Raw genomic sequence first — 16,433 nt, forward strand, 5'->3', positions numbered from 1 at the left:
ACGCAGCAGTGTCGGATTACGGGCATACCGAGCCTAGGCGAGGGACCCAGTGGTGGGGCAAGAGCCTTTTGCTTACTTTTGGGCCCAAAAGTGAGGCGCCGTAAGGGCGCAACCAATATCAGCCAATACCCACCAATGGATATGTACACAAAAATCCCGCCACAGAAATTGATGTCGACACTTCGACCCCCAACCGTGCGTTCATCGGCCGCTTCGCCCTCTATTAGTGCAATAAACACGCAAATTGGTTAGGCTAGCCGCCATTTTGTGCATCGCGGGTCTCACAAGGAGCCGTCGCACAGCGGCTCGTCCTAAAAGGACCGGCATGAATTTCCCCCATTCACGGGAAATCGCCCTCCAATTCCGATTCTGAAGTGTGGTTTTCTCAATGAAAGTGTTGAAAGGTCAGGACATCCTGGCACTGGGTTTCATGACGTTTGCCCTGTTCGTCGGGGCTGGCAACATCATCTTCCCGCCTATCGTAGGGCTGGAGGCCGGGCCGAACGTGTGGATGGCCGCGCTTGGCTTTCTGGTCACTGCGGTAGGCTTGCCAGTGGTCACCGTCATCGCGCTGGCCAAAGTCGGCGGCGCGATGGATGCGCTGAGCAGTCCCATTGGCAAGGTCGCTGGCAGTATCCTCGCAGCTGTCTGCTATCTGGCCGTAGGCCCGCTGTTCGCCACGCCACGTACGGCAACCGTCTCATTCGAAGTCGGTCTCGCGCCCTTGACGGGTGACAGCGCGACAGCGTTGTTTCTTTACAGTCTGGTGTACTTCCTGATCGTACTCTGGGTGTCGTTCTACCCAGGCCGTTTGCTGGACACAGTTGGACGATTTCTGGCGCCGCTGAAAATCATCGCGCTGGCGGTATTGGGGATTGCAGCTTTTGCATTGCCCGCAGGAGACATCGGTGTCGCTGAGCCAGCTTATGTCGCTGCGCCATTTTCCCAGGGCTTTATCAATGGTTACCTGACCATGGATACGTTGGGTGCCTTGGTGTTCGGCATCGTCATTGTTAATGCCATTCGCTCCCGTGGTGTGGAGTCGCCGCGTCTGATCACTCGCTACGCGATCATTGCCGGATTGATTGCCGGGGTGGGGTTGGCGCTGGTGTATATCAGCCTGTTCCGTCTTGGCTCCGGGAGCCATGCCGTCGCGGCAGGGGCGAGCAATGGCGCGGCGGTGTTGCATGCCTACGTGCAACATACCTTCGGTTCTTTGGGGAGCGGCTTCCTCGCGGTGCTGATCTCGCTGGCTTGTCTGGTGACTGCGGTAGGGCTGACGTGTGCGTGCGCCGAGTACTTTGCCAAGGTGCTGCCGCTCTCCTATAAAACCCTGGTGATCATACTTGCGGCATTTTCGCTGCTGGTCTCTAACCTGGGCCTGACCAAGCTGATCCTTTTTTCCATCCCCGTGCTGACGGCGATCTATCCGCCCTGCATCGTGCTGGTCGCGCTGAGCTTCTGCAAAGGTTTCTGGTATTCCCAGGGGCGTATCGTCGCGCCTGTGATGCTGGTGGCGTTTATATTCGGTCTGATCGATGCAATCAAAGGTGCCGGTTTCGCGGATTACTTGCCGCACGTCTTGAGCGATTTGCCGCTGAGTGAACAAGGGCTGGCGTGGTTGATACCCGCAATCATTGTTCTGTGCGTAGCGTTTGTCTGTGATCGTGTTATCGGCAAGCGCAGCGAGGCGCTGGCCTGAGGTTTAATGGCCTGCGATAAGCGCACGGGATAATATCGACAGGTGAGGTTATTAAACTCGCAACTAATAAAGCCCGCTTATAGCGGGCTTTATTATCTGAAAAGTCGGGGAAACTTTTCGGCTTACTTGGTGGTCGCTGGATCTTGAGTGGTCTTGCCAGCTTCCTGGGCGCGCTGTGCGTCCGCTTCGGCATTCTTCTGAGCGGCTTCCTGGCTTTCTTTGGCAGCGTCGTTCACTTTGTCCTGAGCCTTTTGCATCGACTCCTGGGATTCTTGAGCTGCTTTGTTCGCATCTTGTTGAGTGTTCTCGGATTTCTTGTCGCACGCGGCAAGGCCCAAGGTGGCAGAGAGCATCAAGGCATAAGCTAAAGTATTGCGCATGGGGTGTTTCTCCTTATTGAATATCTACGAGCCTAAGAGCCTTGGGCATTAAATTAAGTTCCAACTCTTTTGCCAGCGGACTGAATTTGTATTTCGGGCGCATAACCGAGCGGCTATGCTGAATGGCAGCAACTTTCAATCAAACTATAAAAATAGTTGTGAGCCCTATGAATGAAACCCTTGTGTTTGAGCGTGCCAAACGTTTTCTCTCTGCCTTGCCCCATTGTCAGGTGCTTGGATTGCAAGTAGTCAGTGCCGATGCAAACGGCATGACACTGGTGCTGCCTTATTCCGAGAAAATCATTGGTGATCCGCAGACTGGCGTTATACATGGCGGGGCGCTGACTTCTTTGATGGACAGTGCATGCGGTATCTCGATTCTTTGCGTGCTGGCGGAATTCGAAGTCTGCCCGACACTGGACCTGCGCATCGACTACATGAGCGCCGCGACGCCTCATCAGGATGTATTCGGCTTTGCGCAGTGTTACAGGGTCACGCCAGAGGTGCTCTTCATTCGAGGCTTTGCATGGCAGGATGATCCGCAGCAACCGATTGCTCATGTGGTGGGTACGTTCATGCGGTTGGGCAAGGGGGTCATCGGGACCCGTGCGTTTGCCGGAGGTGGTCAATGACGATTGATCTTCAGGAGCAAGCACGCCTGGCTCAGGTCTCCGGTGATTTCTCGCTGCTGCTCGACAGCATTCCCTACGCACGACTCATCGGTGTCAGATGCTCTCGCCAGGGTGATGATTTGATTTTCTGCCTGCCCGCGATTCAGGGCAATGTGGGCAATCCACTGCTTCCCGCGTTGCACGGCGGAGTGATCGCCGGTTTCATGGAGTTATCTGCGTGCCTGCATCTCATGATCGGCATGGGCACTGCGCAGTTGCCGAAAATCATCGATTTCTCGGTGGACTATCTACGCGCCGGTCTCTACCGCGACACCTACGTTCAGTGTCAGGTCTGGCGGCAGGGGCGACGTGTAACGAACGTGGGCATTACCGCCTGGCAGACCACGGCAGCAGAACCTATCGCAACCGCACGTGCGCATTTCAAAATCGAAGACTTGCAGATCGAATAAGTTGAGCCCTTGAAATCCGGGACCCAGCCCCCACCTTGATGACAACCCGCCGCCAGATACAGGTTCCGGCTTGTAGCTGGCGGCTTATGCCATCTGATTGGAGTTTGATGACCATGAGTGTGGAAACTCAAAAGGAAACCCTGGGCTTCCAGACCGAGGTGAAGCAATTGCTGCACCTCATGATCCACTCGCTGTATTCCAACAAGGAAATCTTCCTTCGCGAGTTGATCTCTAACGCCTCTGACGCCGTCGATAAACTGCGCTTCGAAGCGCTGTCCAAACCGGACCTGCTCGAAGGCGGCTCTGAGCTGAAAATCCGCGTGAGCTTCGACAAGGAAGCGAAAACCGTCACGCTGGAAGACAACGGTATCGGTATGAACCGTGACGATGTGATCACCCATCTGGGTACCATCGCCAAGTCCGGCACCGCTGATTTCATGAAAAACCTGTCCGGCGATCAGAAAAAAGATTCGCACTTGATCGGTCAGTTCGGTGTGGGCTTCTATTCGGCCTTTATCGTTGCCGATCAGGTTGAAGTATTCAGCCGTCGCGCCGGCACACCTGCCAGCGAGGGCGTGCACTGGTCTTCCAAAGGCGAAGGCGAGTTTGAAGTTGCCAACGTCGAGAAAGCCGAACGCGGTACCCGCATCGTTCTGCACCTCAAGAGCGGTGAAGACGAGTTCGCGGACGGTTACCGTCTGCGCAACATCATCAAGAAATATTCCGACCACATCGCGTTGCCGATTGAGCTGCCGAAGGAATCCGCTGCCGCCGAAGGCGAAGAGGCTCCGGCGCTTGAGTGGGAAACGGTCAACCGTGCCAGCGCGCTGTGGACTCGTCCTCGCACCGAGGTGAAGGACGAGGAGTATCAAGAGTTCTACAAGCACGTCGCCCACGACTTCGAGAACCCGCTGAGCTGGAGTCATAACAAGGTCGAAGGCAAGCTGGAGTACACCTCGCTGCTTTACGTGCCTGCTCGTGCGCCGTTCGATCTGTATCAACGTGAAGCACCGCGCGGCCTGAAGCTGTACGTGCAGCGCGTGTTTGTCATGGATCAGGCTGAGTCGTTCCTGCCGCTTTACATGCGCTTCGTCAAAGGCGTGGTCGATTCCAATGACCTGTCCCTGAACGTTTCGCGTGAAATTCTGCAGAAAGATCCGATCATCGATTCGATGAAGTCGGCGCTGACCAAGCGTGTGCTGGACATGCTGGAAAAACTGGCGAAAAACGAGCCTGAGCAATACAAAGGCTTCTGGAAAAACTTCGGTCAGGTCATGAAAGAAGGCCCGGCAGAAGACTTCGCCAACAAAGAGAAAATCGCCGGTCTGCTGCGTTTCGCCTCGACTCACGAAGAGGGCGGCGAGCAAATCGTTTCTCTGGCCGAATACCTGGCTCGCGCCAAGGAAGGTCAGGACAAGATTTACTACCTCACCGGTGAAACCTACGCACAGGTCAAGAACAGCCCGCACCTTGAAGTCTTCCGCAAGAAAGGCATCGAAGTATTGCTGTTGACCGACCGTATCGACGAGTGGCTGATGAGCTACCTCAGCGATTTCGACGGCAAAGGTTTTGTTGATGTGGCACGCGGTGATCTGGATCTGGGCAAGCTTGATTCCGAAGAGGACAAGAAAGCCCAGGAAGAAATCGCCAAGGACAAAGAAGGTCTGGTTGAGCGTCTGAAAGCAGCTCTGGGTGAATCCGTCAGCGAAGTACGGGTTTCCCATCGCTTGACTGACTCTCCGGCAATCCTGGCCATTGGTGAGGCTGATCTTGGCCTGCAGATGCGTCAGATCCTTGAGGCCAGCGGCCAGAAGGTTCCAGACTCCAAGCCGATCTTCGAATTCAACCCGGCGCATCCACTGATCGGCAAGCTGGACGCCGAGCAGAGCGAAGAGCGTTTTGGTGATCTGTCGCACATCCTGTTTGATCAGGCTGCGTTGGCGGCCGGTGACAGCTTGAAAGATCCGGCGGCTTACGTGCGCCGTCTGAACAAGTTATTGGTCGAGTTGTCGGTTTAATATTCCGAGTCAAAGAAAACCCGCTTCGGCGGGTTTTCTGATTGTGCTCTACCCATTTGTCTTTCATTACTTGAGGAGTCAACGATGAGCAGTAACGTTACTGTGCGTTCAGTGGTGTACCAGATCGACGGTCAGCCTTACGAAAGCCGCCTGGTATTCGACTCGGGTGATGCGTCGTCTCGTCCTGGCCTGTTAATGGCTCCTAACTGGATGGGCGTCAGCGAAGGCGCGGAGAAGATTGCTCAGGCGGTAGCCGAACAGGGTTATGTGGTGTTCCTGGCCGACCTTTACGGTCAAGGCACGCGTCCGCAGAACAACGATCAGGCTGGCGCTGCGATGATGCCGCTCAAGGATGATCGTGCTCTGCTGCGCAAGCGCATGCAGGCTGCCCTGGATCAACTGCTGGCTCAGACCGATGCGCCGGTTGATGCCGACAAAGTTGCTACTTTCGGTTTCTGCTTCGGCGGTTGTTGCTCCCTGGAGCTGGCTCGCACCGGAGCAAACCTGAAAGCAGCTGTGTCCTTCCATGGCACGCTGGACACGCCGAACCCGGCTGATGCGAAAAACATCAAGGGTGCGGTATTGGTGCTGCACGGTGCTTCAGATCCATTGGTGCCGAAAGAGCAGTTGCCAGCATTCGAAGCTGAGATGAATGCTGCGGGTGTGGACTGGCAGTTGCTGAGCTACGGCGGGGCGGTACACTCGTTCACCGACCCTCATGCGCAGACGCCTGGCATGATGCAGTACGACGAAAAGACCGCCAAGCGCGCCTTTGTGTCGATGCATAACCTGCTGGATGAAGTGTTCAAAGACTAACGACGTATTTGTAGGAGCTGCCGAAGGCTGCGAATGCATTCGCTCAGACACACCGCTATCGCAGCCTTCGGCAGCTCCTACAAATTCTGTTCGCTGTTATGGCAGCTCAATCCTGCCAATCTCTCCAGGCACCGTTGGCCAGTCTCCAGCCGCCCAGCGGGTTCTGGCCTGTTCAATCAGCGCCGGATCACTGGCGACGAAATTCCAGTTCATGCGTCGTGGCCCATCCAGTGGTGCGCCGCCGATCAATACCGCGTGGCACTCACTTTCCGCACACAGATTCACCTCCTGACCCGGCTCCAGTACGACCAGCGTCCGGGGTTCCAGCGCTTCGCCGTCCACTGACGCATCACCGCTGAGTACATACAGTGCTCGTTCTTCGTGTTCTGTCGGGATCAGTAGCGTGGTCGCAGTTTGCAGATGCAGTTCGGCATAGATCGTCGGCGACAACACCGGCACTGGCGAGGTCAGGCAGAAGCCGCTGCCTGCAATCATCCGAATCAGAATGCCCAGGTTATCGCTCTGCGGCAGGCTGCTGGCTGGGTGATGACTGTAATGACCTTCGCCTGTCTCGTGGCTTTTGGGCGAAGCCAGCCACACCTGCAAGCCGTGCATGCGTGAGCCGCTGGCCAAGAGGTCGGCGGGCGTGCGCTCGATGTGTGCGATGGCTGCGCCTGACGTCATCCAGCTGACCTCGCCGGGAGCGACTTGCTGATTGCTTCCGAGGCTGTCTTTGTGCAGAAGGCGACCTTCGAACAGATACGTCAGCGTCGACAGGCCGATATGCGGATGCTGGCGAATATCCATGCCTTGACCTGGCGCGTAGTCGGTTTCCAGCATGTGATCGAAAAATACAAACGGGCCGACATTGCGACATTTGGCGGAGGGCAGGGGGCGCAGAATAGGCTGGCCTTCAACGTCTTCGGCGCGAGGTTTGATGGTAAGCATCAGGCGGTACTCGGTAGTCAGACCAGTTGGGTGTTGATGCTGATCTCTGCGGTGGTCATCAGCTTATGAACGGGGCAGCGATCCGCGATGCGGTGCAACACTGTGCGCTGTTGTTCGCTGAGAGCTCCTTCAAGGGAAAGTTCGACGTTCAGGCGGTACTTGCCCTGTCTCTCTTCGCTGTCATCGTGAGTGACCTTGACGGTGACGCCTGTCAGGGGGATGTCATGCTGCTTCGCGTACAGCTTGACGGTCAGTGTCTTGCACGAAGCCAGCGCTGCATCGAAATAATCATGAGGGGAGGGCGCGGAGTTTTCACCACCCAAATCAACAGGCAGGTCAGTGAACACTTCGTGCTGCTGGTTGATATCGATCTTGTGACGAAACCCGTCAGGTGTAACGGTGCTGACGATGACAGGCATGGCGGCCTCGGCTGTAGGCAAAGGAAAATATCCTACCCGCATAGCGGTTACTCAGCCTATAAAATCGGTGCTCATAAAAAAGGCGCCTCGAAAGGCGCCTTTTTACACAGCTGAAGCTGTTTCTACAGCAGGGGCAGAATTACTTGCCCTGCCAGCGCTTCATGACCAGCGTAGCGTTGGTGCCACCGAAGCCGAAGCTGTTGCTCATGACCTGGTCGATTTTTGCATCTTCCTGGGTTTTGAGCAGGATCGGCATGTCGGCGACAGCTGGATCCAGTTCGTCGATGTTGGCCGAGCCAGCAATGAAATTGCCTTCCATCATCAGCATGCAGTAAATCGCTTCGTGAACGCCGGCGGCGCCCAGGGAGTGACCCGACAGGCTCTTTGTGGAGCTGATGGCTGGGGCATTGCCAGCAAACACTTCACGAACGCCTTCCATCTCTTTGACATCGCCGACCGGAGTCGAAGTGCCGTGAGTGTTCAGGTAGTCGATAGGGCCTTCAACGGTGGACAGGGCCATCTGCATGCAGCGGATTGCGCCTTCGCCACTTGGTGCGACCATATCGTAGCCGTCGGAAGTTGCACCGTAACCCACGATTTCAGCGTAGATCTTGGCGCCACGGGCCAGAGCATGTTCAAGCTCTTCAACCACGACCATGCCGCCGCCGCCAGCGATGACGAAGCCATCACGGTCAGCGTCGTATGCGCGGGAAGCTTGTTCTGGAGTGTCGTTGCGCTTGCTGGACAGTGCGCCCATGGCGTCGAACAGGAACGACTGGCTCCAATGCTCTTCTTCGCCACCACCGGCAAACACGATGTCCTGTTTACCCATCTGAATCTGTTCCATGGCGGTACCGATGCAGTGAGCACTGGTGGCGCAGGCAGAAGCGATGGAGTAGTTCAGGCCCTTGATCTTGAACGGCGTGGCCAGACACGCGGAGACCGTGCTACTCATGGTCCGCGTAACGCGGTATGGGCCCACGCGCTTGACGCCTTTTTCGCGCAGGATATCCAGCGCTTCCATCTGGTTCAGGGTCGATGCACCACCGCTGCCAGCGATAAGGCCGGTACGCGGGTTGGAGACTTGCTCCTCGGTGAGGCCCGAATCAGTGATGGCGTCTTTCATGGCCAGATAGGCATAAGCTGCCGCGTGGCCAACGAAGCGATAGATCTTGCGATCGATCAGCTCTTCAAGGTTGAGGTCAATGGAGCCGGAAACCTGGCTACGCAGACCCATTTCGGCATATTCCGGATTGAAACGGATGCCAGGGCGGCTTGCACGCAGGTTGGCGGAGACGGTCTCTTTGTCATTGCCCAAGCACGAAACGATGCCCAGACCAGTGATAACGACGCGGCGCATGCGGATAACCCTTAGAAGTTGTCAGTGGAGGTGAAGACGCCGACCCGAAGGCCTTCGGCGGTGTAGATCTCGCGACCGTCGACAGTGACCGAACCATCAGCGATGGCCAGATTCAGCTTGCCCTTGAGGACGCGTTTGATCTGAATGTTATAGGTAACTTTTTTGGCGGTCGGCAAGACCTGGCCGAAGAACTTTACTTCGCCCGAACCCAGTGCGCGACCACGGCCCGGCAGGCCCTGCCAGCCCAGGAAGAAGCCAACCAACTGCCACATGGCATCAAGGCCCAGGCAGCCTGGCATCACCGGGTCACCTTCGAAGTGGCAGGCGAAGAACCACAGGTCCGGATTGATATCCAGCTCAGCGACCAATTCACCTTTGCCGTACTTGCCACCCTCTTCGCTGATATGGGTGATCCGATCAACCATCAGCATGTTAGGGGCGGGCAGTTGCGCGTTACCTGGGCCGAACAGCTCACCGCGACTGCAGCGCAGCAGGTCTTCCCGGGTAAAGGCGTTTTGTTTGGTCATGCGAGCTCCTCAATAATCTTGTGCGGCAGGGTGGGGCGATGTGTCCCCAGAAGCCAGTCCTGGCCGGCTGACTCGCCAGGGGTCTGCCGGCAGCCTACTCATAGACTATTGCGTTGTAGTGAAAGTCACAGCACAAGGGAAATGAAAGTACACTTGTGCACTGAAATTTGCCATCCAGCCGACCATCAAGGTCGATTTAGCGGACAAGACTGCCGCAATTTAACAATTATCGCCAGTCACAGATGCCCGAACGGGTATCCATTTCTGTAAAACCTGCTGTAAATCAGTACGTTTGAAGGGTTTTGCCAGGTAGTCACTCATTCCCGCCTGTAAACAGGCATCGCGATCGCCCTGCAATGCGTTGGCGGTCAGGGCGATAATCGGCATCTCACCCAGGCCCGGTAATTGGCGAATGTGGCGTGTGGCTTCGTAGCCGTCCATGACCGGCAGTCGGCAATCCATGAAAATCGCCGCGTATTGTCCACTGCCCGCCATGCTCACCGCTTGTGCGCCATCCCTCGCGACGGCGACCTGGTAGCCGAGGTTATGCAGCATGGCGCGAATCACCGCGCAATTGACCTCGTTATCTTCCACCAGCAACACATTACGCTGCCCGCCATCGGTATCGATCTGCGGGTTGGCCTGCTCTGGAGTGTCGGCTACTTCGGGCAAGACGCTCATCGGGACTTCCAGAGTAAACAGCGAGCCATAGCCCTCGGCGCTTTGCGCGCGCAGGGTGCCGTTCATGCGCTCCGCCAGCGTGCGGGCGATGGGCAGCCCCAATCCTGTACCCCCATAGCGTCTTGAGATTGAACTGTCGGCCTGCTGGAAAGCATCGAACATGGACTCCAGTTGCTCTGGGCGAATACCGATCCCGCTGTCGCGCACATGGCACACAAAAAGAATCCGTCCCGGCTCCAGTGGTTCGTACTGAGCCTCTATGTCAACGCTGCCTTGTTCGGTGAATTTAAGTGCGTTACCTATCAGGTTGACCAGAATCTGCCTGACCCGGGTCGGGTCGCCCTGAACCCTTAGATGATCCAGCCCGGGTTGAATATGCAATTGCAGCGACAGGTTGCGCTGCTGCGCGTCATGGCTGAACGCCTGGCTGGAGGTGCTCACCAGTTCTGCAAGATTGAACGGGATATTTTCCATCTCCAGCGAGTGCCGCTCGAACCGGGAGAAGTCGAGAATGTCGTTAATCACTCGCAGTAAATGCTCGGTAGACTCGGTCGCGAGTGCCGAATACTCGGCCTGCTCCTCGCTCATCTGCGTGGTCTCCATCAACTGCAGCATACCCAGCACACCGTTCATTGGAGTGCGCAATTCATGGCTCATCATCGCCAGGAACTCTGATTTTGCGCCGTTGGCGCGCTCAGCTTCTTCTCTGGCCTGAATCAATTGCTCGATGAAATGCTGTTGTTCACGACTGGCTTTCTCCAGGTTGGCGGCGAGGTTATTGATGTGTCTTGCCAGATCACCCAGCTCCGCATCGTCAGGCACGGGAAGTGGTGTCCGGTAATCCCCTTGCTGGATCGCTTTTACAGCGTCGCCCATGGCGCTGATGGGCTGGGACAGGCTCGACGCCAGGCGCCTGGCGAGGATAAACGTGAACAGTAATGCGAACAGCGCAAGAATCCCGGCTTTGAGCAGAATCTCCTGCTGACGTTCGCTGAAAGCTTCATTGGACATGCCGACCAACACCCGACCCAGATAGTCCTGAGCGGCGCTGACGGTGTCCTCATGGTTGCCGAGGAAGTCCTTGCCCAGCTTGATTTGTTGAGAGCGAATCGGCGCCTGGAAGATCTCCACCTGTTTGGGGTGGGCGCCGGCATCGTCGGATTGCTCGACATACACCAACACTTTGTTGAGCTTGTCCTGAACCTCGATAAAACGCACGTGAGGTGTCGACAGGGTCGCGCGCATCAAGCTCTTGAGGACTTCATCGTTGCCGACGATCACGCCGTATTCCGATGCTGGAGCCAATTGATTAGCGATCAGTTGGCCGGTGTGATTCAGTTCCTGTCGCAGATCCTGAATACGTACAAAGGTAAAAAAGCAGATCAACAGCAGCGTCAGCAGTAGCGCCGGACCCAGGCTGATCATTTGTGTACGGGTGTTGATATCCCAATGACGACTCACTTTCATGGCTGCTGCTCCGCCTGACTCAGGCTGGTTGTCACTGCAGCATCGTCAATCGCAATGATGCCTAACGATTGGGCAACCCGCGGGTTGCTCAGTACTTTGAAATGCCGCGGATATTGCGCGCGCGGCCATTGCTCAGGCGTCTTGTTCAGCAGGGCGTCCAGCGTATCCAGCCAGTCGACTTCATCACTATAGGTGCTGGCCAGGCTTCCGGCTTTGACAAATGCTGCGTTAGGCCCAAGCAACGCCTGTTGATGGGCGTAGCTGCTGAGCAAAAGCTTTTTCGCGGTGCTGGCGTTATACAAATCCGGGTCGTCGAGCCCAAGTAACACATCGCTGCGACTTAGCAGACTCTGCAGCGACTGGCTTTCGGCGTTAGGTGTCCAGGGCTGGGAAATAACCCGCAACCCCATGGAGAGTGCCGCATGGCGCAACTCCTTGAGCAGGAACTGGCTTTTGTTATTGAACAGAACGCCGATCTCTCTGGCTTGCGGCATCAGATGCCGAATCAATAGCAATTGGCGCGTGACCGGTGGATCGCTCCACAACAGGCTCAAAGCCGGTGGGCGCTTTTCACCCAGTCGTTCGTGGGCCTGAATCCGACTGACACGCAGTACCAGCGCCCGCGGGCCCTCGCTATCGCCCAGGCGCCAGTCCAGGCTTGCGGTGTCCAGAAGCACGAGCCGCGTGTGCTCGCTGATTTTGCCGGGCGAAGGCATTTTATCGGTTTCGACAAAACGGATCTGATCGCTTGGGCGGCGCAGGCTTAGCTCGTTCACAAAGCTCTGGATGCTCGGGCTGGTTCTGGCAGCAGTCAGCAAAATCTCGGCCGCTGACGCAGCGCTGCAGTTCACCCACATCAGTGCCGCTATTGCGGTGCAGCGCAGAAATCTGCCCAAGAAAGCTACAGCCGTGTCCATACCTGTTCGTCCAGTTACCGCAATTATCATGCCCGGCATGTTAACCGAGACACGGCTTGTTGCCACGCAGGGTGTAGTTCGGGTGGTTTTTGGTGTAGTGGTTTTTGGGTACATTTTCGTTATTGAGCTGCATAAAAGATGCTGCCCCCAACACCCATGATCGCAGCAAGACGAAGGTTGTCACTGGCCGCCATCGCCATGCTCCGTATAATGCCTGCATCGCCAGATGAGATGGCTCTAGATGGATGTCTTTATGACCACACAGCAACCTGTTGCGGTTCTAGGTGGCGGCAGCTTCGGTACCGCAGTGGCCAACTTGCTGGCGGAAAACGGCCGTCAGGTCCGTCAATGGATGCGCGACCCGGAACAGGCCGAGGCCATTCGTGTCAATCGCGAGAACCCTCGATACCTCAAGGGCATCAAGATTCTGCCTCTGGTTGAACCGGTCACAGACCTGGCGGCGACGCTGGATGAGTGCGAGCTGGTTTTCGTTGCTCTGCCTTCGAGTGCATTGCGCAGTGTGTTGGCGCCTCATGTGGAACGCCTGACGGGCAAAATGCTGGTCAGTCTGACCAAAGGCATTGAGGCGCAGACCTTCAAGTTGATGAGCCAGATCATTGAAGATATCGCCCCCAACGCCCGTATCGGTGTGTTGTCTGGTCCTAATCTGGCGCGTGAAATCGCAGAGCATGCATTGACGGCAACAGTGGTTGCCAGCGAAGACGAAGACTTGTGCCGGCAGGTTCAGGAAGTGCTGCACGGCAGGACGTTCCGGGTTTACGCCAGTGCCGATCGCTTTGGCGTGGAGTTGGGCGGGGCGCTGAAAAACGTCTATGCAATCATCGCCGGAATGGCAGTGGCGCTGGACATGGGCGAAAACACCAAGAGCATGCTGATCACTCGGGCACTAGCAGAAATGACCCGGTTCGCCGTTAGCCAGGGCGCTAATCCCATGACTTTCCTGGGGCTGGCCGGGGTCGGCGACTTGATCGTGACCTGCTCTTCGCCGAAAAGTCGCAACTATCAGGTCGGGTTTGCGCTGGGGCAGGGCTTGAGTCTTGAAGAAGCGGTCAACCGGCTCGGTGAAGTCGCCGAGGGCGTCAATACCCTCAAGGTGCTTAAGGTCAAGGCGCATGAGCTGCAGGTGTACATGCCACTGGTCGCGGGCCTGCATGCAATTCTTTTCGAGGGACGTACGCTGAATCAAGTCATTGAGCAGTTGATGCGTGCCGAGCCAAAAACGGATGTGGACTTTATCTCCATCACCGGTTTCAACTGAAGCCACTCATACCGGGAGAAGATCTTGAACGAACCGAAAAACAAGCAAGACGAATCGATTTTGCTGCGCGTCCTCTGGATGGTGGTGTTTGTAGTGATCTGGCAACTGGCCGAGTTGCTGCTGGCAGGCGTGGTGCTGGTCCAGTTGGGCTATCGCCTTATCTACGGTGCGCCAAGTGGCAGCCTGATGAACTTTGGTGACAGCCTGAGCCAGTTTCTCGCACAGATCGGCCGTTTCGGTACTTTTCACAGTGACCAGAAGCCTTGGCCGTTTGCTGACTGGCCGGCACCTCGAGTGCCTGAGGGTGAGGCACCGCACAGTGTTCCTCCTGCCGCGCATCCAGTACGTGATGAGGAACCCAAGCTGTGAAGCTATGGGTATTGCGCCATGGTGAGGCCCAGGCGCATGCGCGCAGTGATTCGCAGCGCGAGCTGACCGGCCATGGTCGTGAAGAGGTGTTGCAAAGTGCAGCTCACCTGTTGGGTAAACCCCTGACGCGCATTCTCGTAAGCCCTTATGTGCGGGCGCAGCAGACCGCTGAGCTGGTGCGTCAGGCGTTGGGGTTCAGTGATGCTGTGGTCATCGTGCCCTGGCTGACTCCGGAAAGTGATCCCGGCAAAGTGCTGGGGCACCTGGCCGCTTACGCCGCTGACGATGTGTTGCTGGTCAGCCATCAACCCTTGGTGGGCGCGCTGATCGGACTCGCCGTGCATGGCAGTCATCAGCATCCGCAGCCGATGAGTACGGCCAGTCTGGCGGAGTTGAGAGGTGAGTGTGCCCTGGCTGGAGCGATGGAGCTGGTGAGCGTGCGACACGTTTGATTTTTGTCCATTGGCCAAATCCCGTGCAAGCAACGCCCACAGGGGCTAAAACCCGTTGGAGCGAGGCTTGCCCGCGAAGAGCAATGACAAGGTTTTACTGACACACCTTGTTGTCTGATTCGCGGGCAATCCTCGTTCCAGCAAAGAGTGCGACTCTGGAGGCGCGAGGCTCTGTTTCACCAGCTTTACACCGCTCCAGCCTGGCAGTCAGTGCCTGAATCCCCTTTCAGATAGTCGGCAACCAAGCAACTGCTTGGTCGACTACGCTTGCTCCAAATAAAAATAACAAGGAGTGAGTCGCAATGACTATCGCCGTAGCTTTGCCTTTGAGCCGCTTCTATGACCGTGAGGCTCTGTACCCTGACACACGCTATCTGGTTCAGCCTCTGGCTGACGGGCGAGTGCAGTCCTTGAACTGGTCCGAAGCAGGCGATCAGGCGCGGCGTGCGGCGCATTGGTTGCGACGGCGAGGACTCCCTGCGGGTAGCACCATCGCGATCATTTCCAAAAACTGCGCTCACTGGATCATTGCCGATCTCGCGATCTGGATGGCCGGGCATGTGTCGGTGCCGTTGTATCCCAATCTGACGGCCGATTCCGTCGCCCAGGTGCTTGAACATTCCGAGGCGGCGCTGGTGTTTGTCGGCAAGCTCGACGATTGGCCAGCCATGAGCCGCGCAATCAAGGTTGGCCTGCCAACCATAGCCCTGCCAATTTGTCCGGCTGACGCGCAGTTCGACTTCACCTGGCAGGATTTGCAGAGCTGGGAGCCCATCAAGGACAACCCCTATGGGCACGCTGATCAACTGGCCACGATCATGTATACCCCCGGCACAACCGGCATGCCCAAGGGGGTGATGCACAGTTTCGGCACTCTGGCCTTCGCTGCAACTTATGGCAGCAGCATCTTCGGCCTGGGCGAAAAGGACCGGCTGTTTTCATACTTACCGTTATGCCATGTTGCTGAACGAATGTTTGTTGAGCTGGCGTCGCTATATGGCGGGCAAACGGTTTTTTTTGCCCAGAGCCTCGACACTTTTCTCCCTGATCTGAAGCGTGCAAGGCCAACCTTACTGTTCGCCGTTCCTCGTATCTGGACCAGGTTTCAGATGGGCGTATTCAGTAAGATTCCCGCTGCGCGCCTGGATCTGCTGTTGAGCCTGCCCGTGGTTGGCAAGCATATAGGCCGCAAAGTGCTCAAAGGGTTGGGACTGGATGCCCTGAAGGTTTCCCTGTCCGGCGCCGCGCCCGTGCCGCAGACGCTATTGCATTGGTATCGGCGGCTGGGTTTGGACGTACTGGAGGTCTACGGCATGACCGAGAGCTGTGGTTACTCGCATATTGGTCGACCCGCAAAGCACAAGCCCGGCTGGATTGGCCAGCCCTGTCCGCAGGTTGAGGTGAGGATTGCGGATAACGGGGAGGTGCTGGTGCGTAGCGGGGCCAACATGCTCGGCTACTTCAAGGACCCGCTGAAAACCGCTGAGACGTTCACCCATGACGGATTCCTGCGCACCGGAGACAAGGGTGAGCAGGACCCCGAGGGCTATTTGCGCCTGACGGGGCGGCTCAAGGAAATCTTCAAGACGAGCAAGGGCAAGTACGTCGCGCCGGCCCCCATTGAAAACCTGTTAGCCATGCATTCGCGGATTGAACAGGTCTGCGTCGTCGGGGAGGGGCTGGTCGCGCCTCTTGGGGTTTGCGTGCTGTCAATGTGCGAGACGCAAGGGGCCGCTGGTACGGGACGCGCGGCCTTGGATCAAAGCCTGGCAACGCTAATGGAACGGGTCAACGCCGAACTCGACAAACATTCACGCTTGCACAGGCTAGTGGTGGTGAAAGATAGTTGGGCGGTCGAAAACGGTTTCCTGACTCCTACCTTGAAGATCAAACGCACGGTGATCGAAGCCGTCTATGGCGAGCGCTTTCAGGAATGGAGCGCACGACCGGAAACGGTGGTCTGGCAGGAGTGAGGCGATGAATTCCAGCGCTCAGTGTTCGGGCGCTTCATAACAAG

The 16,433-nt window shown here is 56.8% G+C and carries 16 protein-coding genes; 9 read left to right on the forward strand and 7 right to left on the reverse strand.

Annotated features, from left to right (window positions below):
- Nucleotides 1-388 precede the first annotated feature (388 nt).
- Nucleotides 389-1,702, forward strand: coding sequence for a branched-chain amino acid transport system II carrier protein (gene brnQ, locus AUC60_RS13360; protein WP_087267894.1), 1,314 nt, complete (start codon nt 389-391; stop codon nt 1,700-1,702).
- A gap of 122 nt (nt 1,703-1,824) precedes the next feature.
- On the opposite strand, the gene AUC60_RS13365 is transcribed toward brnQ, so the two are convergent.
- A complete protein-coding gene (locus AUC60_RS13365; RefSeq protein ID WP_087267897.1) occupies nt 1,825-2,082 on the reverse strand; it encodes a hypothetical protein in 258 nt (85 codons plus the stop codon).
- 167 nt (nt 2,083-2,249) lie between these two features.
- On the opposite strand from AUC60_RS13365, the gene AUC60_RS13370 reads away from it, so the two are divergent.
- From AUC60_RS13370 to AUC60_RS13385, 4 genes are all read left to right on the forward strand, one after another.
- Nucleotides 2,250-2,714: a PaaI family thioesterase gene (locus AUC60_RS13370; protein WP_087267901.1), complete on the forward strand. Its 465-nt coding sequence runs from the start codon at nt 2,250-2,252 to the stop codon at nt 2,712-2,714.
- Nucleotides 2,711-3,163 (forward strand): PaaI family thioesterase, encoded by a 453-nt coding sequence (locus AUC60_RS13375; protein ID WP_087267904.1) that lies wholly within the window; start codon nt 2,711-2,713, stop codon nt 3,161-3,163. Before AUC60_RS13370 ends, AUC60_RS13375 begins: the two co-directional genes overlap by 4 nt.
- Before the next feature lie 113 nt (nt 3,164-3,276).
- The gene (gene htpG / locus AUC60_RS13380; protein WP_087268315.1) at nt 3,277-5,181 is read left to right on the forward strand and encodes a molecular chaperone HtpG; all 1,905 of its coding nucleotides are present in this window, start codon (nt 3,277-3,279) and stop codon (nt 5,179-5,181) included.
- 84 nt (nt 5,182-5,265) lie between these two features.
- Complete coding sequence (locus AUC60_RS13385; protein WP_087267907.1) at nt 5,266-5,997, forward strand: dienelactone hydrolase family protein; 732 nt, start codon at nt 5,266-5,268, stop codon at nt 5,995-5,997.
- Nucleotides 5,998-6,093: 96 nt separating this feature from the next.
- On the opposite strand, the gene AUC60_RS13390 is transcribed toward AUC60_RS13385, so the two are convergent.
- The 6 genes from AUC60_RS13390 to AUC60_RS13415 form a co-directional block, all read right to left on the reverse strand.
- Entirely contained in the window at nt 6,094-6,945 is an 852-nt protein-coding gene (locus AUC60_RS13390) for a pirin family protein (RefSeq protein ID WP_087267910.1), read from the reverse strand.
- 17 nt (nt 6,946-6,962) lie between these two features.
- Nucleotides 6,963-7,364, reverse strand: coding sequence for an OsmC family protein (locus AUC60_RS13395; RefSeq protein ID WP_087267913.1), 402 nt, complete (start codon nt 7,362-7,364; stop codon nt 6,963-6,965).
- Nucleotides 7,365-7,503: 139 nt separating this feature from the next.
- On the reverse strand, nt 7,504-8,724 hold the full coding sequence (gene fabB, locus AUC60_RS13400; protein WP_087267917.1) for a beta-ketoacyl-ACP synthase I: 1,221 nt from the start codon (nt 8,722-8,724) through the stop codon (nt 7,504-7,506).
- A gap of 11 nt (nt 8,725-8,735) precedes the next feature.
- Complete coding sequence (gene fabA / locus AUC60_RS13405) at nt 8,736-9,251, reverse strand: 3-hydroxyacyl-[acyl-carrier-protein] dehydratase FabA (protein ID WP_027898655.1); 516 nt, start codon at nt 9,249-9,251, stop codon at nt 8,736-8,738.
- A 219-nt stretch (nt 9,252-9,470) separates the two neighbouring features.
- A complete protein-coding gene (locus tag AUC60_RS13410; RefSeq protein ID WP_087267921.1) occupies nt 9,471-11,399 on the reverse strand; it encodes a response regulator in 1,929 nt (642 codons plus the stop codon).
- Entirely contained in the window at nt 11,396-12,256 is an 861-nt protein-coding gene (locus AUC60_RS13415) for an ABC transporter substrate-binding protein (RefSeq protein ID WP_144443260.1), read from the reverse strand. The genes AUC60_RS13410 and AUC60_RS13415 overlap by 4 nt, the downstream gene beginning before the upstream one ends.
- A gap of 313 nt (nt 12,257-12,569) precedes the next feature.
- Here AUC60_RS13415 and AUC60_RS13420 point away from each other — a divergent pair, with 313 nt between their 5' ends.
- The 4 genes from AUC60_RS13420 (at nt 12,570) to AUC60_RS13435 (ending at nt 16,389) form a co-directional block, all read left to right on the forward strand.
- Nucleotides 12,570-13,595: an NAD(P)H-dependent glycerol-3-phosphate dehydrogenase gene (locus AUC60_RS13420; protein WP_087267927.1), complete on the forward strand. Its 1,026-nt coding sequence runs from the start codon at nt 12,570-12,572 to the stop codon at nt 13,593-13,595.
- Nucleotides 13,596-13,619: 24 nt separating this feature from the next.
- Nucleotides 13,620-13,964, forward strand: coding sequence for a DUF4389 domain-containing protein (locus AUC60_RS13425; protein WP_087267930.1), 345 nt, complete (start codon nt 13,620-13,622; stop codon nt 13,962-13,964).
- The gene (gene sixA / locus AUC60_RS13430) at nt 13,961-14,416 is read left to right on the forward strand and encodes a phosphohistidine phosphatase SixA (protein WP_087267933.1); all 456 of its coding nucleotides are present in this window, start codon (nt 13,961-13,963) and stop codon (nt 14,414-14,416) included. The genes AUC60_RS13425 and sixA overlap by 4 nt, the downstream gene beginning before the upstream one ends.
- 302 nt (nt 14,417-14,718) lie before the next feature.
- Nucleotides 14,719-16,389, forward strand: a complete 1,671-nt coding sequence (locus AUC60_RS13435; RefSeq protein ID WP_087267937.1) for an AMP-binding protein — start codon at nt 14,719-14,721, stop codon at nt 16,387-16,389.
- Nucleotides 16,390-16,433 lie beyond the last annotated feature (44 nt).

This window comes from Pseudomonas caspiana (genome assembly GCF_002158995.1).
In the GTDB taxonomy this organism is placed as follows: domain Bacteria; phylum Pseudomonadota; class Gammaproteobacteria; order Pseudomonadales; family Pseudomonadaceae; genus Aquipseudomonas; species Aquipseudomonas caspiana.

What these genes read in the sequence shown, in the direction of transcription:
- AUC60_RS13435 (WP_087267937.1), top strand. Translation starts at nt 14,719, where the DNA reads ATGACTATCGCCGTAGCTTTGCCTTTGAGCCGCTTCTATGACCGTGAG.
- AUC60_RS13415 (WP_144443260.1), bottom strand. Translation starts at nt 12,256, where the DNA reads ATGTGGGTGAACTGCAGCGCTGCGTCAGCGGCCGAGATTTTGCTGACT.
- fabB (WP_087267917.1), bottom strand. Translation starts at nt 8,724, where the DNA reads ATGCGCCGCGTCGTTATCACTGGTCTGGGCATCGTTTCGTGCTTGGGC.
- htpG (WP_087268315.1), top strand. Translation starts at nt 3,277, where the DNA reads ATGAGTGTGGAAACTCAAAAGGAAACCCTGGGCTTCCAGACCGAGGTG.
- AUC60_RS13375 (WP_087267904.1), top strand. Translation starts at nt 2,711, where the DNA reads ATGACGATTGATCTTCAGGAGCAAGCACGCCTGGCTCAGGTCTCCGGT.
- AUC60_RS13370 (WP_087267901.1), top strand. Translation starts at nt 2,250, where the DNA reads ATGAATGAAACCCTTGTGTTTGAGCGTGCCAAACGTTTTCTCTCTGCC.
- brnQ (WP_087267894.1), top strand. Translation starts at nt 389, where the DNA reads ATGAAAGTGTTGAAAGGTCAGGACATCCTGGCACTGGGTTTCATGACG.
- fabA (WP_027898655.1), bottom strand. Translation starts at nt 9,251, where the DNA reads ATGACCAAACAAAACGCCTTTACCCGGGAAGACCTGCTGCGCTGCAGT.
- AUC60_RS13410 (WP_087267921.1), bottom strand. Translation starts at nt 11,399, where the DNA reads ATGAAAGTGAGTCGTCATTGGGATATCAACACCCGTACACAAATGATC.
- AUC60_RS13395 (WP_087267913.1), bottom strand. Translation starts at nt 7,364, where the DNA reads ATGCCTGTCATCGTCAGCACCGTTACACCTGACGGGTTTCGTCACAAG.
- AUC60_RS13365 (WP_087267897.1), bottom strand. Translation starts at nt 2,082, where the DNA reads ATGCGCAATACTTTAGCTTATGCCTTGATGCTCTCTGCCACCTTGGGC.
- AUC60_RS13385 (WP_087267907.1), top strand. Translation starts at nt 5,266, where the DNA reads ATGAGCAGTAACGTTACTGTGCGTTCAGTGGTGTACCAGATCGACGGT.
- AUC60_RS13390 (WP_087267910.1), bottom strand. Translation starts at nt 6,945, where the DNA reads ATGCTTACCATCAAACCTCGCGCCGAAGACGTTGAAGGCCAGCCTATT.
- AUC60_RS13420 (WP_087267927.1), top strand. Translation starts at nt 12,570, where the DNA reads ATGACCACACAGCAACCTGTTGCGGTTCTAGGTGGCGGCAGCTTCGGT.